Origin of the sequence: Halomonas salipaludis, assembly GCF_002286975.1 — a bacterium.
Lineage (GTDB): Bacteria > Pseudomonadota > Gammaproteobacteria > Pseudomonadales > Halomonadaceae > Franzmannia > Franzmannia salipaludis.
In genome coordinates this window covers 483,400-500,474 of sequence record NZ_NSKB01000003.1, presented here as the reverse complement: position 1 = coordinate 500,474, position 17,075 = coordinate 483,400, and the positions used below count along the sequence as shown (strand labels likewise).

Below are 17,075 nucleotides of genomic sequence, written 5' to 3'. Positions count from 1 at the left end.
GCGTCACGCGGATCTCATCGTAGCGGGCAATCAGCCGTTGATACGGCCGGCGAAGGGCGAGGAAGGCTCGGCGCTCTGGCGGCGCGGCATGCGCCCGGCCAGAAAGGCGGCACGGCCGGCCTCGACGGCTTGCTTCATGGCGCCGGCCATCAGCACCGGCTGGCGGGCGTGGGCGATGGCCGAGTTCATCAGCACGCCGTCGCAGCCCAGCTCCATGGCCATGGCGGCGTCGGAGGCGGTGCCAATGCCGGCATCGACCAGCACCGGCACCTCGGCCTGCTCGATGATCAGGCGCAGGTTGTGCGGGTTCTGGATACCGTGACCGGAGCCGATCAGCGAGCCCAGCGGCATCACCGCGCAGCAGCCCAGGCGCTCGAGCTCCTTGGCGACGATGGGATCGTCGCTGGTGTAGACCATCACCTCGAAGCCGTCGGCGATCAGCGTCTCGGCGGCTTTCAGCGTCTCCACCACGTTGGGGTAGAGCGTCGCGTCATCGCCGAGCACTTCGAGCTTGACCAGCTTGTGGCCATCGAGCAGCTCGCGGGCCAGTTTGCAGGTGCGCACCGCATCCTTGGCGGTGTAGCAGCCGGCGGTATTGGGCAGCAGGGTATAGCGCTCCGGCGGCACCACGTCGAGCAGATTGGGCTCACCGACTTGCTGCCCCAGGTTGGTGCGCCGCACCGCGAAGGTCACCACCTCGGCACCGGAGGCCTGGATGGCGGCGGCGGTCTCGTCGACATCGCGGTACTTGCCGGTGCCGACCAGCAGGCGCGAGGCAAAGCGATGTCCAGCCACCTGCAGCGGCTGGTCCTGGAAACGATCTGTCATGATGGCTCCTCTAGCCCCCGCCGATGGCGTGGACGATTTCGACGCGGTCGCCGTCGGCCAGCCCCTGCTGGGCATGCTGGCTGCGCGGCACAATCTCTTCGTTGACCTCGACGGCGATGCGTCGGCCGGTCAGGTCGAGGGAGGCGATCAGGTCGCTGATCGTGGCCTCGGCCTCGAGGGTTCTGGCTTCGCCGTTGAGCAGGATCTGCATATTGGTCCTCCAGCGAATCGCAGCGGTTCGGGGGTCACTATTGTAGCCTGTAACGCGCCAGCGGGGTACGGTATGGGCGCCTTCGACAAGGAGATTTCCCCCATGCGCGACACCCCCTGGTGGCTGGCGATAGCGCTTAGCGGCGGCCTGGCCGTGGCCCTCGGCGCCTTCGCCGCCCATGGCCTGCAGGGCCAGCTGCCGGCACGCCTGCTGGCGGCCTTCGAGACCGGCGTGCGCTATCAGATGTGGCATACCCTAGCGATGCTCGGGGTGCTGGCCTGGCGCGCCGGCCAGCCCCTGCGCGGCCAGCAGCTGACGCTGGGCCTCTGGGCGCTGGGCATAGTGCTGTTCTCGGGGTCGCTCTACGCCCTGGCGCTAAGCGGCATCGGCCGCTTGGGCATGATCACGCCGCTGGGCGGCGTCGCCTTTATCGCCGGCTGGATCACACTGGCCGTCAGCGCGCTGCGTGCTCAGTCAGCGTCGGGAAGTACATAGGTCGCCGTCACCAGCGCTACCGGCTCCTCGTCGCCGGCGGAGAACAGCTGCACCTCGCCCACCGCCAGGCGGCGGCCGAGCTTGACGATGCGCGCGTTGGCGATAAGGTCGCGGTCGCCGCGGGCGCGGCGCAGGAAGTGGCAGTTCATGTCGCTGGTCACCGCCATCGGCTCAGGGCCGATCTGGGCCAGGATCGCCACGTAGAGGCAGACATCGGCCAGCCCCATCATGCTGGGCCCGGAGACGCAGGCGCCGGGGCGCAGGTGCTCGTCCTCGATGGCCAGGCTCATGGTGGCGCGCATCTCGTCGACGCCCTCGATGGTGCCCTGGCGATGCGGAAACACCTCGTCGAGAAATTCCTCGATGGCGGCTGCGGTCATTACGGTCATGGCGCCCTCCTGGCGGCTCGGCGGCGAGTGTCGCTGCGCCCAAGATAGCGCAAGGTGCGCTGTACGGCGATATCCCTGCACCGCGCTTGGCCCATGACACAACGGGCCCCGGTGCAGTGCACCGGGGCCCGTTCATTGCACGCGGCCGGGATTACTTGGCCTTGTGCACCTGACGCCACTCGTGGAGCAGCGGCTCGGTGTAGCCCGCCGGCTGCACGCGCCCCTTGAACACCAGGTCGCAGGCGGCCTTGAAGGCGCTGGAGGCCGAGAAGTCGGCGCTCATGGCGGTGTAACCGGGGTCGCCGGCGTTCTGCTCGTCGACCACCTTGGCCATGCGCTCCAGGGTCTTCTGCACGCGCTCGGCGTCGACCACCCCGTGGTGCAGCCAGTTGGCCAGGTGCTGGCTGGAGATACGCAGCGTGGCGCGGTCTTCCATCAGCCCGACGTTGTGGATATCCGGCACCTTGGAGCAACCCACGCCGTGCTCGACCCAGCGCACCACATAGCCGAGGATGCCCTGGCAGTTGTTGTCGAGCTCCTGCTGGATCTCCTCGTCGGACCAGTTGGCGCTCTCGGCCACCGGCACCGTCAGCAGGTCGTCGAGCAGGTCGACGTCGCCCTGGCCTTCCAGTTCACGCTGCACTGCCGCAACGTCGACCTGGTGGTAGTGCAGGGCGTGCAGTGCCGCGGCGGTGGGCGACGGTACCCAGGCGGTGTTGGCGCCAGCCTTGGGGTGGCCGATCTTCTGCTCGAGCATAGCCGCCATCAGGTCGGGCATGGCCCACATGCCCTTGCCGATCTGGGCGCGCCCGCGCAGCCCGCAGGCCAGGCCGACCAGCACGTTGTTGCGCTCGTAGGCAGCGATCCACTTGGCGCCCTTCATGTCACCCTTGCGAATCATGGGACCGGCTTCCATGGCGGTGTGCATCTCGTCGCCGGTACGGTCGAGGAAGCCGGTATTGATGAACACCACCCGCGAGGCCGCAGCGTTGATGCACGCCTTGAGGTTGACGGTGGTTCGCCGCTCCTCGTCCATGATGCCCATCTTGAGGGTATCGCGAGCCATGCCCAGGATGTCTTCCACGCGGCCGAACAGCTCGTTGGCGAAGGCGACTTCCTGGGGGCCGTGCATCTTGGGCTTGACGATGTACACCGAGCCGGCGCGCGAGTTGCGCGGCTCGCCGTCACCCTTGTTGAGGTCGTGCAGCGCCAGCAGGCCAGTGACCACCGCATCGAGGATGCCTTCCGGCAGCTCGTTGCCGTCGGCGTCGAGCACCGCGGGGTTGGTCATCAGGTGGCCGACGTTGCGCACGAACATCAGCGCACGGCCGGGCAGGATCAGGCTGCCGCCATCGGGGGTCTGGTACTGGCGATCCGGATTGAGGCGCCGGGTGATGGTCTTGCCACCCTTCTCCAACTGCTCTTCGAGGTCGCCCTTCATCAAGCCCAGCCAGTTGCGATAGACCACCACCTTGTCTTCGGCGTCGACCGCCGCCACCGAGTCCTCGCAGTCCATGATGCTGGTCAGCGCGGCCTCGACCAGCAGGTCCTTGACGCCAGCCGGGTCGGTCTTGCCGATCGGGTGGCTGGTATCGAATTGGATTTCCAGATGCAGACCGTGGTTGGCGAGCAGGATCCCCTGGGGCTTGGCGGCGTCGCCCTGGAAGCCGACCAGCTTGCCGGGGTCCTTGAGGCCGGTCTCGCGGCCACCCTCGAGGGTCACCACCAGATGGCCGTCGCGCAGCGCATAGTTGACGGCATCGCGGTGCGAGCCGGTGGCCAGCGGCGCGGCGCGGTCGAGGACGCCGCGGGCATAGGCGATGACCTTGTCACCGCGCTTGGGGTTGTAGCTGGTGCCCTTCTCGGCGCCGTCCTCCTCGCTGATGGCATCGGTGCCGTAGAGGGCATCGTAGAGGCTGCCCCAGCGGGCATTGGCGGCATTCAGCGCATAGCGGGCGTTGTTTACCGGCACCACCAGCTGCGGGCCGGCCTGGGTGGCGACCTCGGCATCGACGTTCTGGGTGGTGGCGGCGACCTTGGCCGGGGCCTCGGCGAGGTAGCCAATGCGCTTGAGAAAGTCGCGATAGGCGGGCATGTCGCTGACCGGGCCAGGGTTTTCACGGTGCCAGGCATCGAGCTCGCCCTGCAGACGCTCGCGCTCGGCGAGCAATTCGCGATTCTTCGGGGTCAAATCGTGAAACAGCGCATCGACACCGGACCAGAAGGTCTCTGCATCGACGCCAGTGCCAGGCAGGGCCTGATCGTTGATGAAACGGTCCAACTCGGAGGCCACCTGAAGACGATGGCGGGTGACACGGTCAGTCATGAGAGTCTCCTGATGCGCTGTGACCGGTAGCGCATACCGGCCGTGGGTCGTTTTGGGTGTTCCCAAAAGTAACATTTTTTTATGGAAATGGCTTCCACATGCTACCTGAAAATGTCACCGCGGTCTGCCAGACTCGACCAAATGATGAAATGTTGCTGTCGCAATATGGCTTGCCAGGCCTGCCAGCGCTAGCATGAGCGTACTAGGGAGGGTTGGATGACCGATTTCGCACCGCTGCAGGCCCTCGGGCCCATCGCGCCGGCCCGCGTGCCCGGCAGTACCCCATGGACGCCACATCTCGATCACTATCTCGCGCACTACCAGCTCGCGCCGCTGCTGGGCGATCACGTCGCGCTACACGTCGGCTACCTCGATGCCCGCGGCTTTCGCCTATGGACCCAGATCTGGACGCCAACGGCGCCGCGCGGCACCGCCTTCGTGGTCCACGGTTACTTCGATCACCTGGGGCTCTACCGCCATCTGCTCGAGCGTCTACTCGCCCAGGGCTGGCGGGTAGTGCTGTGGGACCTGCCGGGGCACGGCCTGTCGAGCGGCGAGCGCGCCACCATCGATGACTTCGACGACTACGGCGAGTGCCTTGCCGAGCTGCAGGCCCAACTCGACCACCAGGGGCTGATTCCCAAGCCCTGGGTCGGCATCGGCCAGAGTACCGGCGCGGCAATCCTGGCCACCGATGCGCTGCGCCATGGCGAGCCCAGCACTTGGCAGGGCCTGGCGCTGCTGGCCCCGCTGGTGCGCCCGCTGGGCTGGCCGCAGTCGAGCTGGCTGCACCGCCTGGCCAGCCCTTTCATCACCACCCTGCCGCGCAAGTACCGCCCCAACTCCTCGGACAGCGACTTCACCGCCTTCCTGCGCGAGGCCGACCCGCTGCAGGCCGACTACCTGACGCTGACCTGGGTCAGCGCCATGCGCCGCTGGATGCCGCAGCTGATCGCGCTGCCGACAAGCCAGCTGCCGGTATTGATTCTGCAGGGTGAACAGGATCTGACCGTCGACTGGGCCTGGAATCTCGAGGTGATGACCCGCAAGTTTCCGCGCGCCCGGGTCTATCGCCACCCCGAAGCGCGCCACCACCTGGTCAACGAGGCCGAACCCATTCGTCAGGTGCTCTTCGATGAGCTAAGCGTTTTCCTCGATGATGTAGCGCCCTGCAACGTACAGCGGCTGGGCACATGAAGCGACTCACTCTCCTGCGAGCAGCGCTGCTCGGCCTGCTGCTCAGCGGCTGCGCCAGCGCCCCGGATGCTCCCACTCTACTGCGCCAGGCGCTGTTCGGCCTCGGCGAAACGGCCACCGCAAGCCTGCTGCGCGAACCGGTCTGGACCCGCGACACCCCCGACGTGGTGCTGCTACTGGCCACGCCCGAGGTCGACGACGGCCTGGGGGTCAGCCAGTCGCGCTTCACCGAGAGCCTCAGCCGGGCGCTGCTGGCCCCCAGCGACGGGCCGCAGGTCATCGACTGGGCGCCGGAGATGCAGGACAGCGACTCGCGGGACAATCAATGGCTGCTGGAGACTCGACTCAGCGCCGACGGCCCGCGGCTGACGCTCTCCGACCGCGAGCTGCTGCCCTATGCACTGCACATGCGTCTGCGCCGCCTGGGCGACAGCGAGCCGCAGTGGGAAGAGACGTTGTTCGGGGCCTTCGACGCCACCGCACTTTAAAGAGGACCTGGCTCAGCCGGCCTTGAGCAGCCGGTCGAGCTGCCGATAGCCGATCGCCTCCATCAGCTGGCGACGCTCGGGGCGCGCATCGCCCGCCAGGTCGGCCAGGGTCAGGGCCACGCGCAGCACGCGATGGTAGGCCCGCGCCGAGAGATTGAGCCGCTCCAGCACCCCGGCCAGCCAGGCGCGGGTGGCGCTGTCCAGGGCGCAGGCGGCTTCCAGCTCACGCCCCGGTAGATGAGCGTTGAGCGCACCGCGCCGGGCCTGCCGGGCACGCGCCGCCAGCACTCGTTCTCGCACTGCAGCGGAGCTCTCGCCGGCCTGCTGGGAGGTCAACTGCTCCGGCGGCAGCGCCGGCACCTCGACCTGCAGGTCGATGCGGTCCAGCAGCGGGCCGGAGAGACGCTGCTGGTAGCGCTGGATCTGCGCGGCGCTGCACTGGCAGCGGCTGCGCGGGTCGCCAAGGTGGCCGCAGGGGCAAGGGTTCATGGCGGCAACGAGCTGAAAGCGCGCCGGATAGCGGCGCTGATGGTTGGCCCGCGACAGCGCGATGCTGCCCGACTCCATCGGCTCGCGCATCACCTCGAGCACATGGCGCGAGAATTCCGGCAGTTCGTCGAGAAACAGCACGCCGTGATGGGCCAGCGAGATTTCCCCGGGGCGCGGCTTGGAGCCGCCGCCGACCAATGCCACGGCGCTGGCGGTATGGTGCGGGGTACGAAACGGCCGTCGCCCCCAGTCGTCGGTGAGCGGCAGCCCGATCACCGAGCGGATCGCCGCCACTTCCAGCGCTTCATCCTCCTCCAGCGGCGGCAGGATGCCCGGCAGCCGGCTGGCCAGCATGGTCTTGCCGGTTCCCGGCGGGCCGGCCAGCAGCAAATTGTGGGCACCGGCGGCAGCGATCTCCAGGGCGCGACGTGCCTGCTGCTGGCCGCGCACCTCGGCCAGATCCATGCCGCTGGCCACGGCCTCGAGGGGCCGCGATTCGGCGTGGTGTGCCGCCAGCTGCCGCTGACCCAACAGGTGCGCCACCACCTCCAGCAGATGCTCCGCCGGCAGTACCTCGAGCCCACTGGCCAGGGCCGCTTCGTCGGCGTTGGCACGGGGCACGATCAGGGTGCGCCCGGCACGCCGCGCCGCCAGGGCCACCGGCAGTACCCCGGTGACCGGACGCAGCTTGCCGTCCAGCGCCAGCTCGCCAAGGCACTCCACCGTCTCCAGCGCCTCCCCCGGCACCTGCCCCGAGGCGACCAGGATGCCCAGCGCAATCGGCAGATCAAAGCGCCCGCCTTCCTTGGGCAGGTCGGCGGGCGCCAGGTTGAGGGTAATGCGGCGGGTGGTGGGAAACTCGAGGCCGGCGTTGATCAGCGCGCTGCGTACCCGCTCGCGGCTCTCCTTGACCGCCGCCTCGGCCAGCCCCACCAGGGTCAGGCCCGGCAGGCCGTTGGCCAGGTGTACCTCGACCAGCACTTCAGGCGCGTCGAGCCCCAGGCTGGCGCGGGTATTGATGATGGCAAGCGTCATGGCGGTCCCTCGCCGGTGAAATGGCGTGGCGTCAGCGCGAAGGCTCGCCGCCGCCGGCATCTTCGGCGGGCGGGGTGTCGACGCTAGCCGCGCGGTGGCTTTCAGCGCTGGGTGTCGCGCCCTCGTCGAGCGCTGCTTCAAGCGTAGCGACCCGCGCTTCCAGCGCCTCGACGCGGCTGCGGGTGCGTTGCAGTACATCCATGAGAATATCGAAATCTTCGCGGGATACCAGCTCGAGACGCTCGCAGGCGCCGCGCACCACCTGCTGCACCCCCTTGTGAATCTCCTCCGGCGCCTGGGAGGCACCCTGCAACCGCTCGCCCAGCTCACGGGCCAGACGGCCAAATCGATCTTGATGGGTCACGTGATTCTCCTCGTCATCCAGCGGATATGCCTCATACCCAAGCATACGCAAGCTGCCAGTGGCACGCATGCCCAAGCAGCGCCCCATTATGAGGCATTAAGCTTTCCTCGGCGCTCCTATTTGGTGCAAAGCCCTCCATTCCCTCCCATGGAGACTCTGCACAATGGTGCATACCACCCCCTATACGACTGATTAAAAAGCGAAATATATAGCCTGGCACGCTTCACGCTATGTCCTAATCAGGCGCAAGCCGTTATGCACGCCTCAATCCTTTTCATCTGGGAGATTCGGGATGAAACTCATCACCGCCATTATCAAGCCGTTCAAGCTGGATGATGTCCGTGAAGCGCTGGCAGACAACGGCGTTCAGGGCATCACCGTCACCGAGGTCAAGGGCTTCGGGCGCCAGAAGGGCCACACCGAGCTGTACCGCGGCGCTGAATACGTCGTCGACTTCCTGCCCAAGGTCAAGGTCGAGATCGCCGTCGACGATTCGCGCGTCGAAAGCGTTCTCGATGCCATCCGTACCGCGGCCAACAGCGGCAAGATCGGCGACGGCAAGCTATTCGTCACTCCCCTGGAAGACGTCATCCGCATTCGCACCGGCGAACGCGGCGCCGACGCGGTATAAGCGGCGCCCCAGTGCTTCGCCCAAGGACGCAGGAATCCAGAAAAACGATGCTCAACGCGGACACTAACGCGGCCCAACCAGGCACGACATGGGCACAGGAGAACACCCAATGACAGAATTAGCAGAGCTGACATACGCGCTCGACACCTTCTACTTTCTCATCTGTGGCGTACTGGTCATGTGGATGGCCGCCGGCTTCTCGATGCTCGAGGCCGGCATGGTACGCTCCAAGAACACCGCCGAGATTCTGACCAAGAACATCGCGCTGTTCGCCATCGCCTGCACCATGTATCTGCTGGTCGGCTACTACATCATGTATTCCAGCGCCGGCGGCGGTTTCCTGCCTAACCTGGGCTTCCTGATCGGCAGCGAGAACACTCTCGACGCCATCACCTCCGGCGACGTGGATGCGCCCTACTACTCGATGCGCTCCGACTTCTTCTTCCAGGTGGTATTCGTTGCCACTGCGATGTCGATCGTCTCGGGTGCCGTGGCCGAGCGCATGAAGCTGTGGGCCTTCCTGGCCTTCGCGGTGGTCATGACCGGCGTCATCTACCCGGTCTCTGGCTACTGGACCTGGGGCGGTGGCTGGCTCGACGCAATGGGCTATTCCGACTACGCCGGTTCCGGCATCGTGCACATGGCCGGCGCAGCTGCCGCCCTGGCCGGTGTACTGGTACTGGGCCCGCGTAAGGGCAAGTACGGCAAGGACGGTGCGATCTACGCCATCCCCGGTGCCAACATGCCGCTGGCTACCCTGGGTACCTTCATCCTGTGGATGGGCTGGTTCGGCTTCAACGGTGGCTCCGAGCTGAAGATGTCTGACGGCATCTCGGCCAATAACGTCGCCCAGGTGTTCGTCAACACCAACGCTGCGGCCGCCGGTGGCGTGATCACCGCGCTGATCCTGGCCAAGCTGTGGTTCCGCAAGGCCGACCTGACCATGGCCCTGAACGGCGCCCTGGCCGGCCTGGTGGCGATCACCGCCGAGCCCCTCGCGCCCTCCGCGCTGGGTGCCACGCTGATCGGTGCCGTGGGCGGTGCCATCGTGGTGGCCGCCATCGTCAGCCTCGACAAGCTCAAGCTCGATGATCCGGTCGGTGCCATCTCGGTGCACGGTGTGGTCGGGATCTGGGGCGTGCTGGCAGTGCCGCTGTCGAATGCCGACGCCTCCTTCGGCGCCCAGATCATCGGCATCATCGGCATCTTTGCCTGGGTCTTCGCGGCAAGCCTGGCCGTGTGGCTGGTGCTCAAGGCGATCATGGGCATCCGGGTCAGCGAAGAAGAAGAGTATGAAGGCGTCGATATCGCCGAATGCGGCCTCGAAGCCTATCCCGAATTCAGCGTCGCCAAGAAGTAACGGCGCTATACCGAGTGAGCTGGCGTGCTCCCCTGGCCCCCTTCGGGGGGCCTTTTTTCATATCTGGCCGGGCGGTGTATGCTGGTAGGAGATAATGCTTGAACCTGGGGCCAGCCCCACCCATAGGATGCGAGGAGAAAGACCATGAAACTGGTGACTGCCATCATCAAGCCGTTCAAGCTCGACGACGTTCGTGAATCGCTCTCCGAGATCGGCGTTCAGGGCATCACCGTGACCGAGGTCAAGGGCTTCGGCCGCCAGAAGGGCCATACCGAACTGTATCGTGGCGCCGAGTACGTGGTCGACTTCCTGCCCAAGGTGAAGCTCGAGGTCGCCGTGGACGATGCCATGGCCGACAAGGTCATCGATGCCATCACCAACGTGGCCAACACCGGCAAGATCGGTGACGGCAAGATCTTCGTCTCGCCGCTGGAGCAGGTCATTCGGATTCGCACCGGCGAAACCGGCAAGGACGCGGTCTGACAGCTCGAAGCTCGAAGCTCGAAGCTCGAAGCTCGAAGCTCGAAGCTCGAAGCTCGAAGCTCGAAGCTCGAAGCTCGAAGCTCGAAGCTCGAAGCTCGAAGCTCGAAGCTCGAAGCCACATAGCATCACCACCGCTGGTGTAATGGAAAACCCCCGTGGCCCAGGCCACGGGGGTTTTCTCTTCCGGCGTCCAGCCGCGCAGCGGCGCTCTTCCAGCTTACAGCTCCCGGCGAAGCCGGGTCATTTCTCGACGAACGCCCGCTCGATCACGTAGTCGCCAGGCTCGCCCATGCGCGGCGAGATATTGAAGCCCAGGTCGTCGAGCAGCGCGCTGGTTTCGTCGAGCATCGCCGGGCTGCCGCAGATCATGGCGCGGTCCTGCTTGGGATCGAGCGGCGCCAGGCCGGTATCCTCGAACAGCTTGCCGGTGCGGATATGATCGGTGAGGCGCCCGGTGGTATGGAACTCCTCACGGGTCACGGTCGGGTAGTAGACCAGCTTTTCGGCGATTTCGTCGCCGAGGTATTCATGGGCCGGCAGCTCCTTTGAGATGAAGTCCGCATAGGCCAGCTCGCTGACCGTACGCACGCCGTGGATCAACACGATCTTCTCGAAGCGCTCGTAGGCCTCGGGGTCCTGGATCAGGCTCATGAACGGTGCCAGCCCAGTGCCGGTGGAGAGCAGGTAGAGGTTGCGGCCCGGCAGCAGGTCGTCGGTGACCAGGGTGCCGGTGGGCTTGCGACTGACCATGATCTGGTCGCCGACCTTGAGGTGCTGCAGGCGCGAGGTGAGAGGGCCGTCCGGCACCTTGATGCTGAAGAACTCGAGGTGATCCTCGTAGTTGGGGCTGGCGATGGAGTAGGCACGCATCAGCGGCTTGCCGCTCACCTCGAGGCCGATCATCACGAACTGGCCGTTCTTGAAGCGCAGGCTGCGCTCGCGGGTGGTGCGAAAACTGAACAGGGTATCGTTCCAGTGGTGAACGCTAAGCACTTCTTCCAGAGCGAACTTGCTCATGACCGGCTCCCGGGTGAGGATAAGACAAGTATTCCATTGGCGCATAAGCCGCCGCCGTGTTTATGCCATGTAGTTTAAGCGCCGCGCACATATCTGTTAAATGGGTTGTATGAATAAAGCATATCTATGATATAGATATACAGCATCGTCCCGTATGGGGGTACCGAGATGCGCTATACCCTGCGCCAACTGGAAGTCTTCGTGGCCGTTGCCCAGCACGAGAGCGTTTCACGGGCGGCCAATGCCCTGGCGCTGTCACAGTCGGCGGCCAGTACCGCCCTGGCCGAGCTCGAGCGGCAGTTCGACTGCCAACTGCTCGACCGCATCGGCAAGCGCCTCAAGCTCAACGCGCTGGGCTTTCAGATCCTGCCCAAGGCGGTGGCGCTGCTCGACCGCGCCGAGGAGATCGAGGAGCTGCTGCGCGGCCAGCGTGGCATCGGCTCGCTGGACGTTGGCGCCACCCTGACCATCGGCAACTACCTGGCCACGCTGCTGATCAGCGACTTCATGCAGCGCCATCCGGACAGCCGCGTACGCCTGCAGGTGCGCAACACCAGTGCGATCATCGAGCGCATCGTCCAGCACGAGCTGGACCTGGGCCTCATCGAGGGGGACTGCCAGCATGAGGACGTGGTGATGCAGCCATGGGTGGAGGATGAGCTGGTAGTATTCTGTTCGCCGCGCCACTCCCTGGCCGGCACCGGCACCCTGGAGATGGATCGGCTGCTGCGCGAGGACTGGATCATGCGCGAGCCGGGCTCGGGCACCCGGTTGACCCTGGAGCACGCCGCGCGGCACCGCCGCGGGCGCTTCAATACGCTGCTCGAGCTCGAGCACACCGAGGGCATCAAGCGCGCCGTGGAGTCGGGCCTGGGGATCGGCTGCGTGTCGCGTCTGGCGCTGCGCGACGCCTTTCGCCGCGGCAGCCTGGTGCCGCTCGCCACGCCGGAGCTGGACCTGAAGCGTCAGTTCACCTTCATCTGGCACCGCCACAAGTACCTGACCACCGGCATGCGCGAGTTCCTCAAGCTGTGCCGGCAGATGACTGCCGGCATTTCACGCAGCGACGAAATCGACCTGCCCTACATCCCCTGAGGTGGCGCCGGGCGCTCCAGCAGCGGTGCCCGGTCGCCATGCTCGGCCAGGGTGAAGCCGCCTATCACCGCAGCCAGCCGCAGCGACTGCTCCTTGAGCTGTTCGGCGGCCACCGTCGACTCCTCGACCATGGCGGCGTTCTCCTGGGTCATGCGGTCGAGCTCGGCCACCGCCACATTGACCTGGCCGATGCCCTCACTCTGTTCCCCCGCCGCCGAGGTGATCTCTCCCAGCACGTCGGTGACCCGGGCGATGCTGGCGACGATCTCGTCCATGGTCTCGCCGGCGGTACGCACCAGCTGGGTGCCGCTGTCGACCTTGTCGCTGGAGCTCTCGATCAGCCCCTTGATCTCGCGCGCGGCATCGGCGCTGCGGCTGGCCAGCTGGCGCACCTCACCGGCCACCACGGCAAAACCGCGGCCCTGCTCGCCGGCCCGGGCCGCCTCCACCGAGGCGTTGAGCGCCAGCAGGTTGGTCTGGAAGGCGATGCCATCCATGACGCTGACGATCTCACCGATCTTGCGCGACGACGCGGTGATCTCGTCCATGGTCGACACCACCTGGGAAACCACCTCGCCGCCACGACCAGCAACCGCCGAGGCCGACTGCGACAGCTGGTTGGCCTCGCGGGCCGAGGCCGCGGTGTGCTCCACGGTGCTGGTGATCTCCTCCATCGAGGCCGACGTCTGCTGCAGGCTGGAGGCGGCATTCTCGGTGCGCCGCGACAGGTCCTGGCCGCCGTGGGCGATCTCGCTGGCGGCAGTGTTGACCGCTTCGCTGCTGGCACGCACGTCGAGCAGCACGTCATGGATCTTATCGGCAAAGGCGTTGAACTGGGTGGCCAGCGCCGCGCCCTCGTCGCGGCCACGCACCGGCAAGCGCTGGGTGAGGTCGCCGTCACCCGAGGCAATCTCGCGCATCCGCTCCGCCAGACGCTTGAGCGGGCGCGAGATACTGGTCCCCACCAGCCACAGGGCCAGCAGTCCCAGGGCAGCCAGCACCACCCCCACCAGGCTCATGCCCAGGGTATCGGCACGCCGCTGCTCTGCGAGGGTCGTCTGCAGTGCGCCGAGCTCGGCCAGCACGGCCGGTTCCGGGAGACGGATCATCAGCACCCAGGGCGTATCGACATCGCCGATGGCGAACGGCTGGTAGCGCTCGAACATACCATCCTCGACCACGCTCACCGCCTCTCGCTGGTCACGCGCCTGCTCGGTGCGTGCCAGCTGGGCGGTTCCCAGCGCCTGCTCGGCAAGCCCGCCGAGCCCGTCACGCTCAGTCGTGTGCCCTGCCAGGCCACCGCCACCGGCCACCAGGGCCATTTCACCGGCACCGTCGTAGAGTCCGGCATTGGCCGCGACAAGGAGCTCCTGAATGAAGTCCAGGGCCAGGTCGACCCCTGCAACGCCGCGAAACTCGCCGTCGACTACCACCGGTACATTGAACGAGGTGACCAGCAGCGTCTCGCCGTCATAATCATAGGGCGCCGGATCGATGATGCAGGGGGCCAGCGTCTCACGCGGGCAGAGATAGTACTCGCCTTCGCGAATGCCGCTTGCCATGCGCGTGTCACTCTCCATGGTATCGCCCAGCGGCAGTACCTCGATGCCCCCCGTTTCGGTGCGATACCACCACGGCATGAACCGCCCGCTGCCATCGTAACCATCACGCTCGAGCCCGGCATAGCGGGCATCACTGCCAAAGGCATCGGGCTCCCAGCCGATAAAGGCATCGAGCAGCGAGGGGTTTTCAGCCACCGTCTGGCGCACCAGCTGGGACAGCTCACGACGACTGATCGAGAAGGCACGACGCCCGTCAGCATCGCGCTGCCCCATCAAGGCATTGGCATTGGCCAGCTGAGTCGCCAGGGTCAGCGCATGGGCAAGCTGGCCCTGGATGCGGCCAACCTCGGCTTCGGCCAGCGCTGACAAGCGCTGCTCGGCAGCCCCTTCCAGCAGCTCACGGGTATGCTGCTCGACGGTGTCCTGTGTCCGCGACGAGGCATACAGCGCATAGCTCACCAGCGCCACCACGACCATCAAGAGGCAAGTGCCAGCCAGCATGACCACGAACTGGCGAATCGATCTAGCCTGCATGTGCTAGCCTCCCTGCCACGCTATCGGCCTGCGGATCTCGAGTGAGCCGCGTCGCCACGGGCGATGACGACGACAGCGTAAAGGCCCCGATCGCCCGGCTGAGGTGCTCGGACTGCTCCTTGAGCTGTTCGGCGGCCACCGTCGACTCCTCGACCATGGCGGCGTTCTCCTGGGTCATGCGGTCGAGCTCGGCCACCGCTACATTGACCTGGCCGATGCCGTCGCTCTGCTCCCCCGCCGCCGAGGTGATCTCTCCCAGCACGTCGGTGACCCGGGCGATGCTGGCGACGATCTCATCCATGGTCTCGCCGGCGGTACGCACCAGTTGGGTGCCGCTGTCGACCTTGTCGCTGGAGCTCTCGATCAGCCCCTTGATCTCGCGCGCGGCATCGGCGCTGCGGCTGGCCAGCTGGCGCACCTCACCGGCCACCACGGCAAAGCCGCGGCCCTGCTCGCCGGCCCGGGCCGCCTCCACCGAGGCGTTGAGCGCCAGCAGGTTGGTCTGGAAGGCGATGCCGTCCATGACGCTGACGATCTCACCGATCTTGCGCGACGACGCGGTGATCTCGTCCATGGTCGACACCACCTGGGAAACCACCTCGCCGCCGCGACCGGCAACCGCCGAGGCCGACTGCGACAGCTGGTTGGCCTCGCGAGCCGAAGCCGCAGTGTGCTCCACGGTGCTGGTGATCTCCTCCATCGAGGCCGACGTCTGCTGCAGGCTGGAGGCGGCATTCTCGGTGCGCCGCGACAGGTCCTGGCCGCCGTGGGCGATCTCGCTGGCGGCAGTGTTGACCGCTTCGCTGCTGCCGCGCACGTCGAGCAGCACCGCCTCCATCTTGGCCACGAAGCGGTTGAAGGAGGCGGCGATCTGCGCCACTTCGTCATGGCCCTGTTCGGGTAGCCGCTGGGTCAGGTCGCCGTCACCGGAGGCGATGTTGTCCATGGCATCGCGGGCCGTCTGCAGCCGTCGGAAGATCACCTTGAGCAGTACGCCCAGCACCAGGCTGGCGACCAGTGCGACCACAACCAGCGTGGTCAGCGAGCTGGTGAGTACGCCGCGCAGCCCGGCGGTGGCCTCGCGCTCGTCGAGGGCAATGACCAGCTGCCAGTCACTCCCAGACGAGATGGGCTGCGCCTGCAGCAGACGCGGACGCTCGTTCATCATCAAGCGGCGTGGCGAATCCCGCGCAAGCAGCGCCTGCAGGTAACCGGCATCGAGCTCCGCGGCCAAGTCGGTGCTAGGCGCGAGAATCTTGTCTGCATCGGAGTGCGCAACCAGGGTGCCATCAGCCGCGACCAGAAATGCGAAGCTGGAGGGGGTAGGGGCAATGGCGGCGACGCTCTCGACCACCTCATCAATCGCGATGTTACCGCCCACGACGGAAGCCAGTGAGCCTCCGCGATAGAAGGGTTGTGCGATCGTCACCACCAGTTGGCCAGTGCCAGCATCGATATAGGGCTCGGTGACAACCGTCTCGCCGGATGACTTGGCCTGTTGATACCAGGGACGTTCGCGTGGATCGTAGTCGGCGGGCGGTTCCCAGCCGTCTGACGACACCATCTGCCCACTCCGCTCATCAGCGACGTAGGTCGCCAGGAAACCTCCCGAGGCCTCCAACTGCAACAGGGCATCCATCGGCGCGTCACTCTGGGCCCCTGACTCGACGGCCTGGAGCATGGCTATACGCGCCGCAAGCCACTCGTCGATGGCGCGGGCATTACCGCTGGCAACGGCATTCAGGTTGCCGGCGATCTGGGTGTCGTTATGCGTCTTGAGGGTAAGGTAGCTGGCAGCTCCGTTGATGATCAGTGCCAGGACGATCACCACCAGGGTGGTGGCCAGGATGCGGGCTCGCAGGGTGGATAGCATGGGGCGCTCTCGCTGATAGTGAGTCAAGACTCACCGACGCATGGCAGTCATGCGTCGACGTAGAGCTCGGGTTATCGGCAAGCGCACCCCAAACTTGATACGAAAGTCGCATCGTTATCAGCGCATGTCGCTGACGGCCTCCTGGATGTCGCCCAGCGATGACTTGGAGAGGTCCTTGGACAGCGAGTGAATCACCCGCTTGGCGGTGGGACCATCGAGCTTGTCGCGCAGCAGACCGAGAAACTTGGGCGGTGCCACCAGAATCAGCTTCTGCAGGGTATTGTCGACCCGCGCCTGGTAGAGCCGCTCGGCCACCTGCTTGGCAAACAGTTCGGCCTGGTGCTGAGATGCGGTGTTCTCGCCCCCGGAGGAGCGCGATGTGGTCGACATGGATTCGTGCACATTGGCACCGTTGTCGGTGACCAGGTCGCCTTCGTGGAGGCGACCTTCGGCGTGAACCAGACTCTCCTGCTCCTGCAGCGTCAGCGCATCGCGTGTAAACAGGCGAGCCCTGGCTGCATCTGCCACTACGATATAGGTCGTCATCGTGTCTCCTTGGCGGTTGCCCTGGGGTATGACGGTCGGCGGCCATCCGCCGACCTTGTCTTTGAGCGTGGCAAGGCCGCAGCAGCGGGTCAACCAATCAACTGACGCCAGGCGCGAACTGGGGTAGCATCTGGACGCCGTCACGGAAGTCG

General features: G+C 66.1%; 17 protein-coding genes. 7 read left to right on the top strand and 10 right to left on the bottom strand.

Annotated features, from left to right (window positions below):
* Positions 1-30 precede the first annotated feature (30 nt).
* Complete coding sequence (locus CK498_RS09905; RefSeq protein WP_095620686.1) at positions 31-828, bottom strand: thiazole synthase; 798 nt, start codon at positions 826-828, stop codon at positions 31-33.
* Positions 829-838: 10 nt separating this feature from the next.
* The gene (thiS, locus tag CK498_RS09900) at positions 839-1,039 is read right to left on the bottom strand and encodes a sulfur carrier protein ThiS (RefSeq protein WP_076746030.1); all 201 of its coding nucleotides are present in this window, start codon (positions 1,037-1,039) and stop codon (positions 839-841) included.
* 102 nt (positions 1,040-1,141) lie between these two features.
* On the opposite strand from thiS, the gene CK498_RS09895 reads away from it, so the two are divergent.
* Positions 1,142-1,534 (top strand): DUF423 domain-containing protein, encoded by a 393-nt coding sequence (locus tag CK498_RS09895; RefSeq protein WP_095620685.1) that lies wholly within the window; start codon positions 1,142-1,144, stop codon positions 1,532-1,534.
* Here the strand turns inward: CK498_RS09895 and CK498_RS09890 are convergent.
* Positions 1,510-1,923, bottom strand: a complete 414-nt coding sequence (locus CK498_RS09890; RefSeq protein WP_095620684.1) for a PaaI family thioesterase — start codon at positions 1,921-1,923, stop codon at positions 1,510-1,512. The genes CK498_RS09895 and CK498_RS09890 overlap by 25 nt on opposite strands.
* Before the next feature lie 151 nt (positions 1,924-2,074).
* Positions 2,075-4,249: a malate synthase G gene (locus tag CK498_RS09885; RefSeq protein WP_095620683.1), complete on the bottom strand. Its 2,175-nt coding sequence runs from the start codon at positions 4,247-4,249 to the stop codon at positions 2,075-2,077.
* A 216-nt stretch (positions 4,250-4,465) separates the two neighbouring features.
* Here CK498_RS09885 and CK498_RS09880 point away from each other — a divergent pair, with 216 nt between their 5' ends.
* Together CK498_RS09880 and CK498_RS09875 are read left to right on the top strand one after the other, a co-directional pair.
* Positions 4,466-5,446 (top strand): alpha/beta hydrolase, encoded by a 981-nt coding sequence (locus tag CK498_RS09880; protein ID WP_095620682.1) that lies wholly within the window; start codon positions 4,466-4,468, stop codon positions 5,444-5,446.
* The gene (locus CK498_RS09875) at positions 5,443-5,934 is read left to right on the top strand and encodes a hypothetical protein (protein ID WP_095620681.1); all 492 of its coding nucleotides are present in this window, start codon (positions 5,443-5,445) and stop codon (positions 5,932-5,934) included. The genes CK498_RS09880 and CK498_RS09875 overlap by 4 nt, the downstream gene beginning before the upstream one ends.
* Positions 5,935-5,946: 12 nt before the next feature.
* Here the strand turns inward: CK498_RS09875 and CK498_RS09870 are convergent, their stop codons facing one another.
* The gene (locus CK498_RS09870) at positions 5,947-7,458 is read right to left on the bottom strand and encodes a YifB family Mg chelatase-like AAA ATPase (RefSeq protein ID WP_095620680.1); all 1,512 of its coding nucleotides are present in this window, start codon (positions 7,456-7,458) and stop codon (positions 5,947-5,949) included.
* 31 nt (positions 7,459-7,489) lie between these two features.
* Entirely contained in the window at positions 7,490-7,822 is a 333-nt protein-coding gene (locus tag CK498_RS09865) for an accessory factor UbiK family protein (RefSeq protein ID WP_095620828.1), read from the bottom strand.
* 292 nt (positions 7,823-8,114) lie between these two features.
* Here CK498_RS09865 and CK498_RS09860 point away from each other — a divergent pair, with 292 nt between their 5' ends.
* The 3 genes from CK498_RS09860 (at position 8,115) to glnK (ending at position 10,296) form a co-directional block, all read left to right on the top strand.
* The gene (locus tag CK498_RS09860; protein WP_095620679.1) at positions 8,115-8,453 is read left to right on the top strand and encodes a P-II family nitrogen regulator; all 339 of its coding nucleotides are present in this window, start codon (positions 8,115-8,117) and stop codon (positions 8,451-8,453) included.
* 109 nt (positions 8,454-8,562) lie between these two features.
* Entirely contained in the window at positions 8,563-9,813 is a 1,251-nt protein-coding gene (locus CK498_RS09855) for an ammonium transporter (protein ID WP_095620678.1), read from the top strand.
* A gap of 144 nt (positions 9,814-9,957) precedes the next feature.
* The gene (glnK, locus tag CK498_RS09850) at positions 9,958-10,296 is read left to right on the top strand and encodes a P-II family nitrogen regulator (protein WP_095620677.1); all 339 of its coding nucleotides are present in this window, start codon (positions 9,958-9,960) and stop codon (positions 10,294-10,296) included.
* A gap of 240 nt (positions 10,297-10,536) precedes the next feature.
* Here the strand turns inward: glnK and CK498_RS09840 are convergent, their stop codons facing one another.
* Complete coding sequence (locus CK498_RS09840; protein WP_095620676.1) at positions 10,537-11,313, bottom strand: ferredoxin--NADP reductase; 777 nt, start codon at positions 11,311-11,313, stop codon at positions 10,537-10,539.
* 168 nt (positions 11,314-11,481) lie between these two features.
* Between CK498_RS09840 and CK498_RS09835 the strand changes: the two genes are divergently transcribed.
* Positions 11,482-12,408, top strand: a complete 927-nt coding sequence (locus tag CK498_RS09835; protein WP_095620675.1) for a LysR family transcriptional regulator — start codon at positions 11,482-11,484, stop codon at positions 12,406-12,408.
* Here the strand turns inward: CK498_RS09835 and CK498_RS09830 are convergent.
* The 3 genes from CK498_RS09830 to CK498_RS09820 form a co-directional block, all read right to left on the bottom strand.
* Entirely contained in the window at positions 12,396-14,504 is a 2,109-nt protein-coding gene (locus CK498_RS09830) for a methyl-accepting chemotaxis protein (protein ID WP_095620674.1), read from the bottom strand. The genes CK498_RS09835 and CK498_RS09830 overlap by 13 nt on opposite strands.
* Entirely contained in the window at positions 14,494-16,377 is a 1,884-nt protein-coding gene (locus CK498_RS09825) for a methyl-accepting chemotaxis protein (RefSeq protein ID WP_095620673.1), read from the bottom strand. Before CK498_RS09825 ends, CK498_RS09830 begins: the two co-directional genes overlap by 11 nt.
* Before the next feature lie 117 nt (positions 16,378-16,494).
* On the bottom strand, positions 16,495-16,923 hold the full coding sequence (locus CK498_RS09820; RefSeq protein WP_095620672.1) for a host attachment protein: 429 nt from the start codon (positions 16,921-16,923) through the stop codon (positions 16,495-16,497).
* Positions 16,924-17,075: the final 152 nt, after the last annotated feature.

Excerpts from the sequence above, each read along its gene's own strand:
- CK498_RS09905 (WP_095620686.1), bottom strand. The coding sequence starts at position 828 with ATGACAGATCGTTTCCAGGACCAGCCGCTGCAGGTGGCTGGACATCGC.
- thiS (WP_076746030.1), bottom strand. The coding sequence starts at position 1,039 with ATGCAGATCCTGCTCAACGGCGAAGCCAGAACCCTCGAGGCCGAGGCC.
- CK498_RS09895 (WP_095620685.1), top strand. The coding sequence starts at position 1,142 with ATGCGCGACACCCCCTGGTGGCTGGCGATAGCGCTTAGCGGCGGCCTG.
- CK498_RS09890 (WP_095620684.1), bottom strand. The coding sequence starts at position 1,923 with ATGACCGTAATGACCGCAGCCGCCATCGAGGAATTTCTCGACGAGGTG.
- CK498_RS09885 (WP_095620683.1), bottom strand. The coding sequence starts at position 4,249 with ATGACTGACCGTGTCACCCGCCATCGTCTTCAGGTGGCCTCCGAGTTG.
- CK498_RS09880 (WP_095620682.1), top strand. The coding sequence starts at position 4,466 with ATGACCGATTTCGCACCGCTGCAGGCCCTCGGGCCCATCGCGCCGGCC.
- CK498_RS09875 (WP_095620681.1), top strand. The coding sequence starts at position 5,443 with ATGAAGCGACTCACTCTCCTGCGAGCAGCGCTGCTCGGCCTGCTGCTC.
- CK498_RS09870 (WP_095620680.1), bottom strand. The coding sequence starts at position 7,458 with ATGACGCTTGCCATCATCAATACCCGCGCCAGCCTGGGGCTCGACGCG.
- CK498_RS09860 (WP_095620679.1), top strand. The coding sequence starts at position 8,115 with ATGAAACTCATCACCGCCATTATCAAGCCGTTCAAGCTGGATGATGTC.
- CK498_RS09855 (WP_095620678.1), top strand. The coding sequence starts at position 8,563 with ATGACAGAATTAGCAGAGCTGACATACGCGCTCGACACCTTCTACTTT.
- glnK (WP_095620677.1), top strand. The coding sequence starts at position 9,958 with ATGAAACTGGTGACTGCCATCATCAAGCCGTTCAAGCTCGACGACGTT.
- CK498_RS09840 (WP_095620676.1), bottom strand. The coding sequence starts at position 11,313 with ATGAGCAAGTTCGCTCTGGAAGAAGTGCTTAGCGTTCACCACTGGAAC.
- CK498_RS09835 (WP_095620675.1), top strand. The coding sequence starts at position 11,482 with ATGCGCTATACCCTGCGCCAACTGGAAGTCTTCGTGGCCGTTGCCCAG.
- CK498_RS09830 (WP_095620674.1), bottom strand. The coding sequence starts at position 14,504 with ATGCAGGCTAGATCGATTCGCCAGTTCGTGGTCATGCTGGCTGGCACT.
- CK498_RS09825 (WP_095620673.1), bottom strand. The coding sequence starts at position 16,377 with ATGCTATCCACCCTGCGAGCCCGCATCCTGGCCACCACCCTGGTGGTG.
- CK498_RS09820 (WP_095620672.1), bottom strand. The coding sequence starts at position 16,923 with ATGACGACCTATATCGTAGTGGCAGATGCAGCCAGGGCTCGCCTGTTT.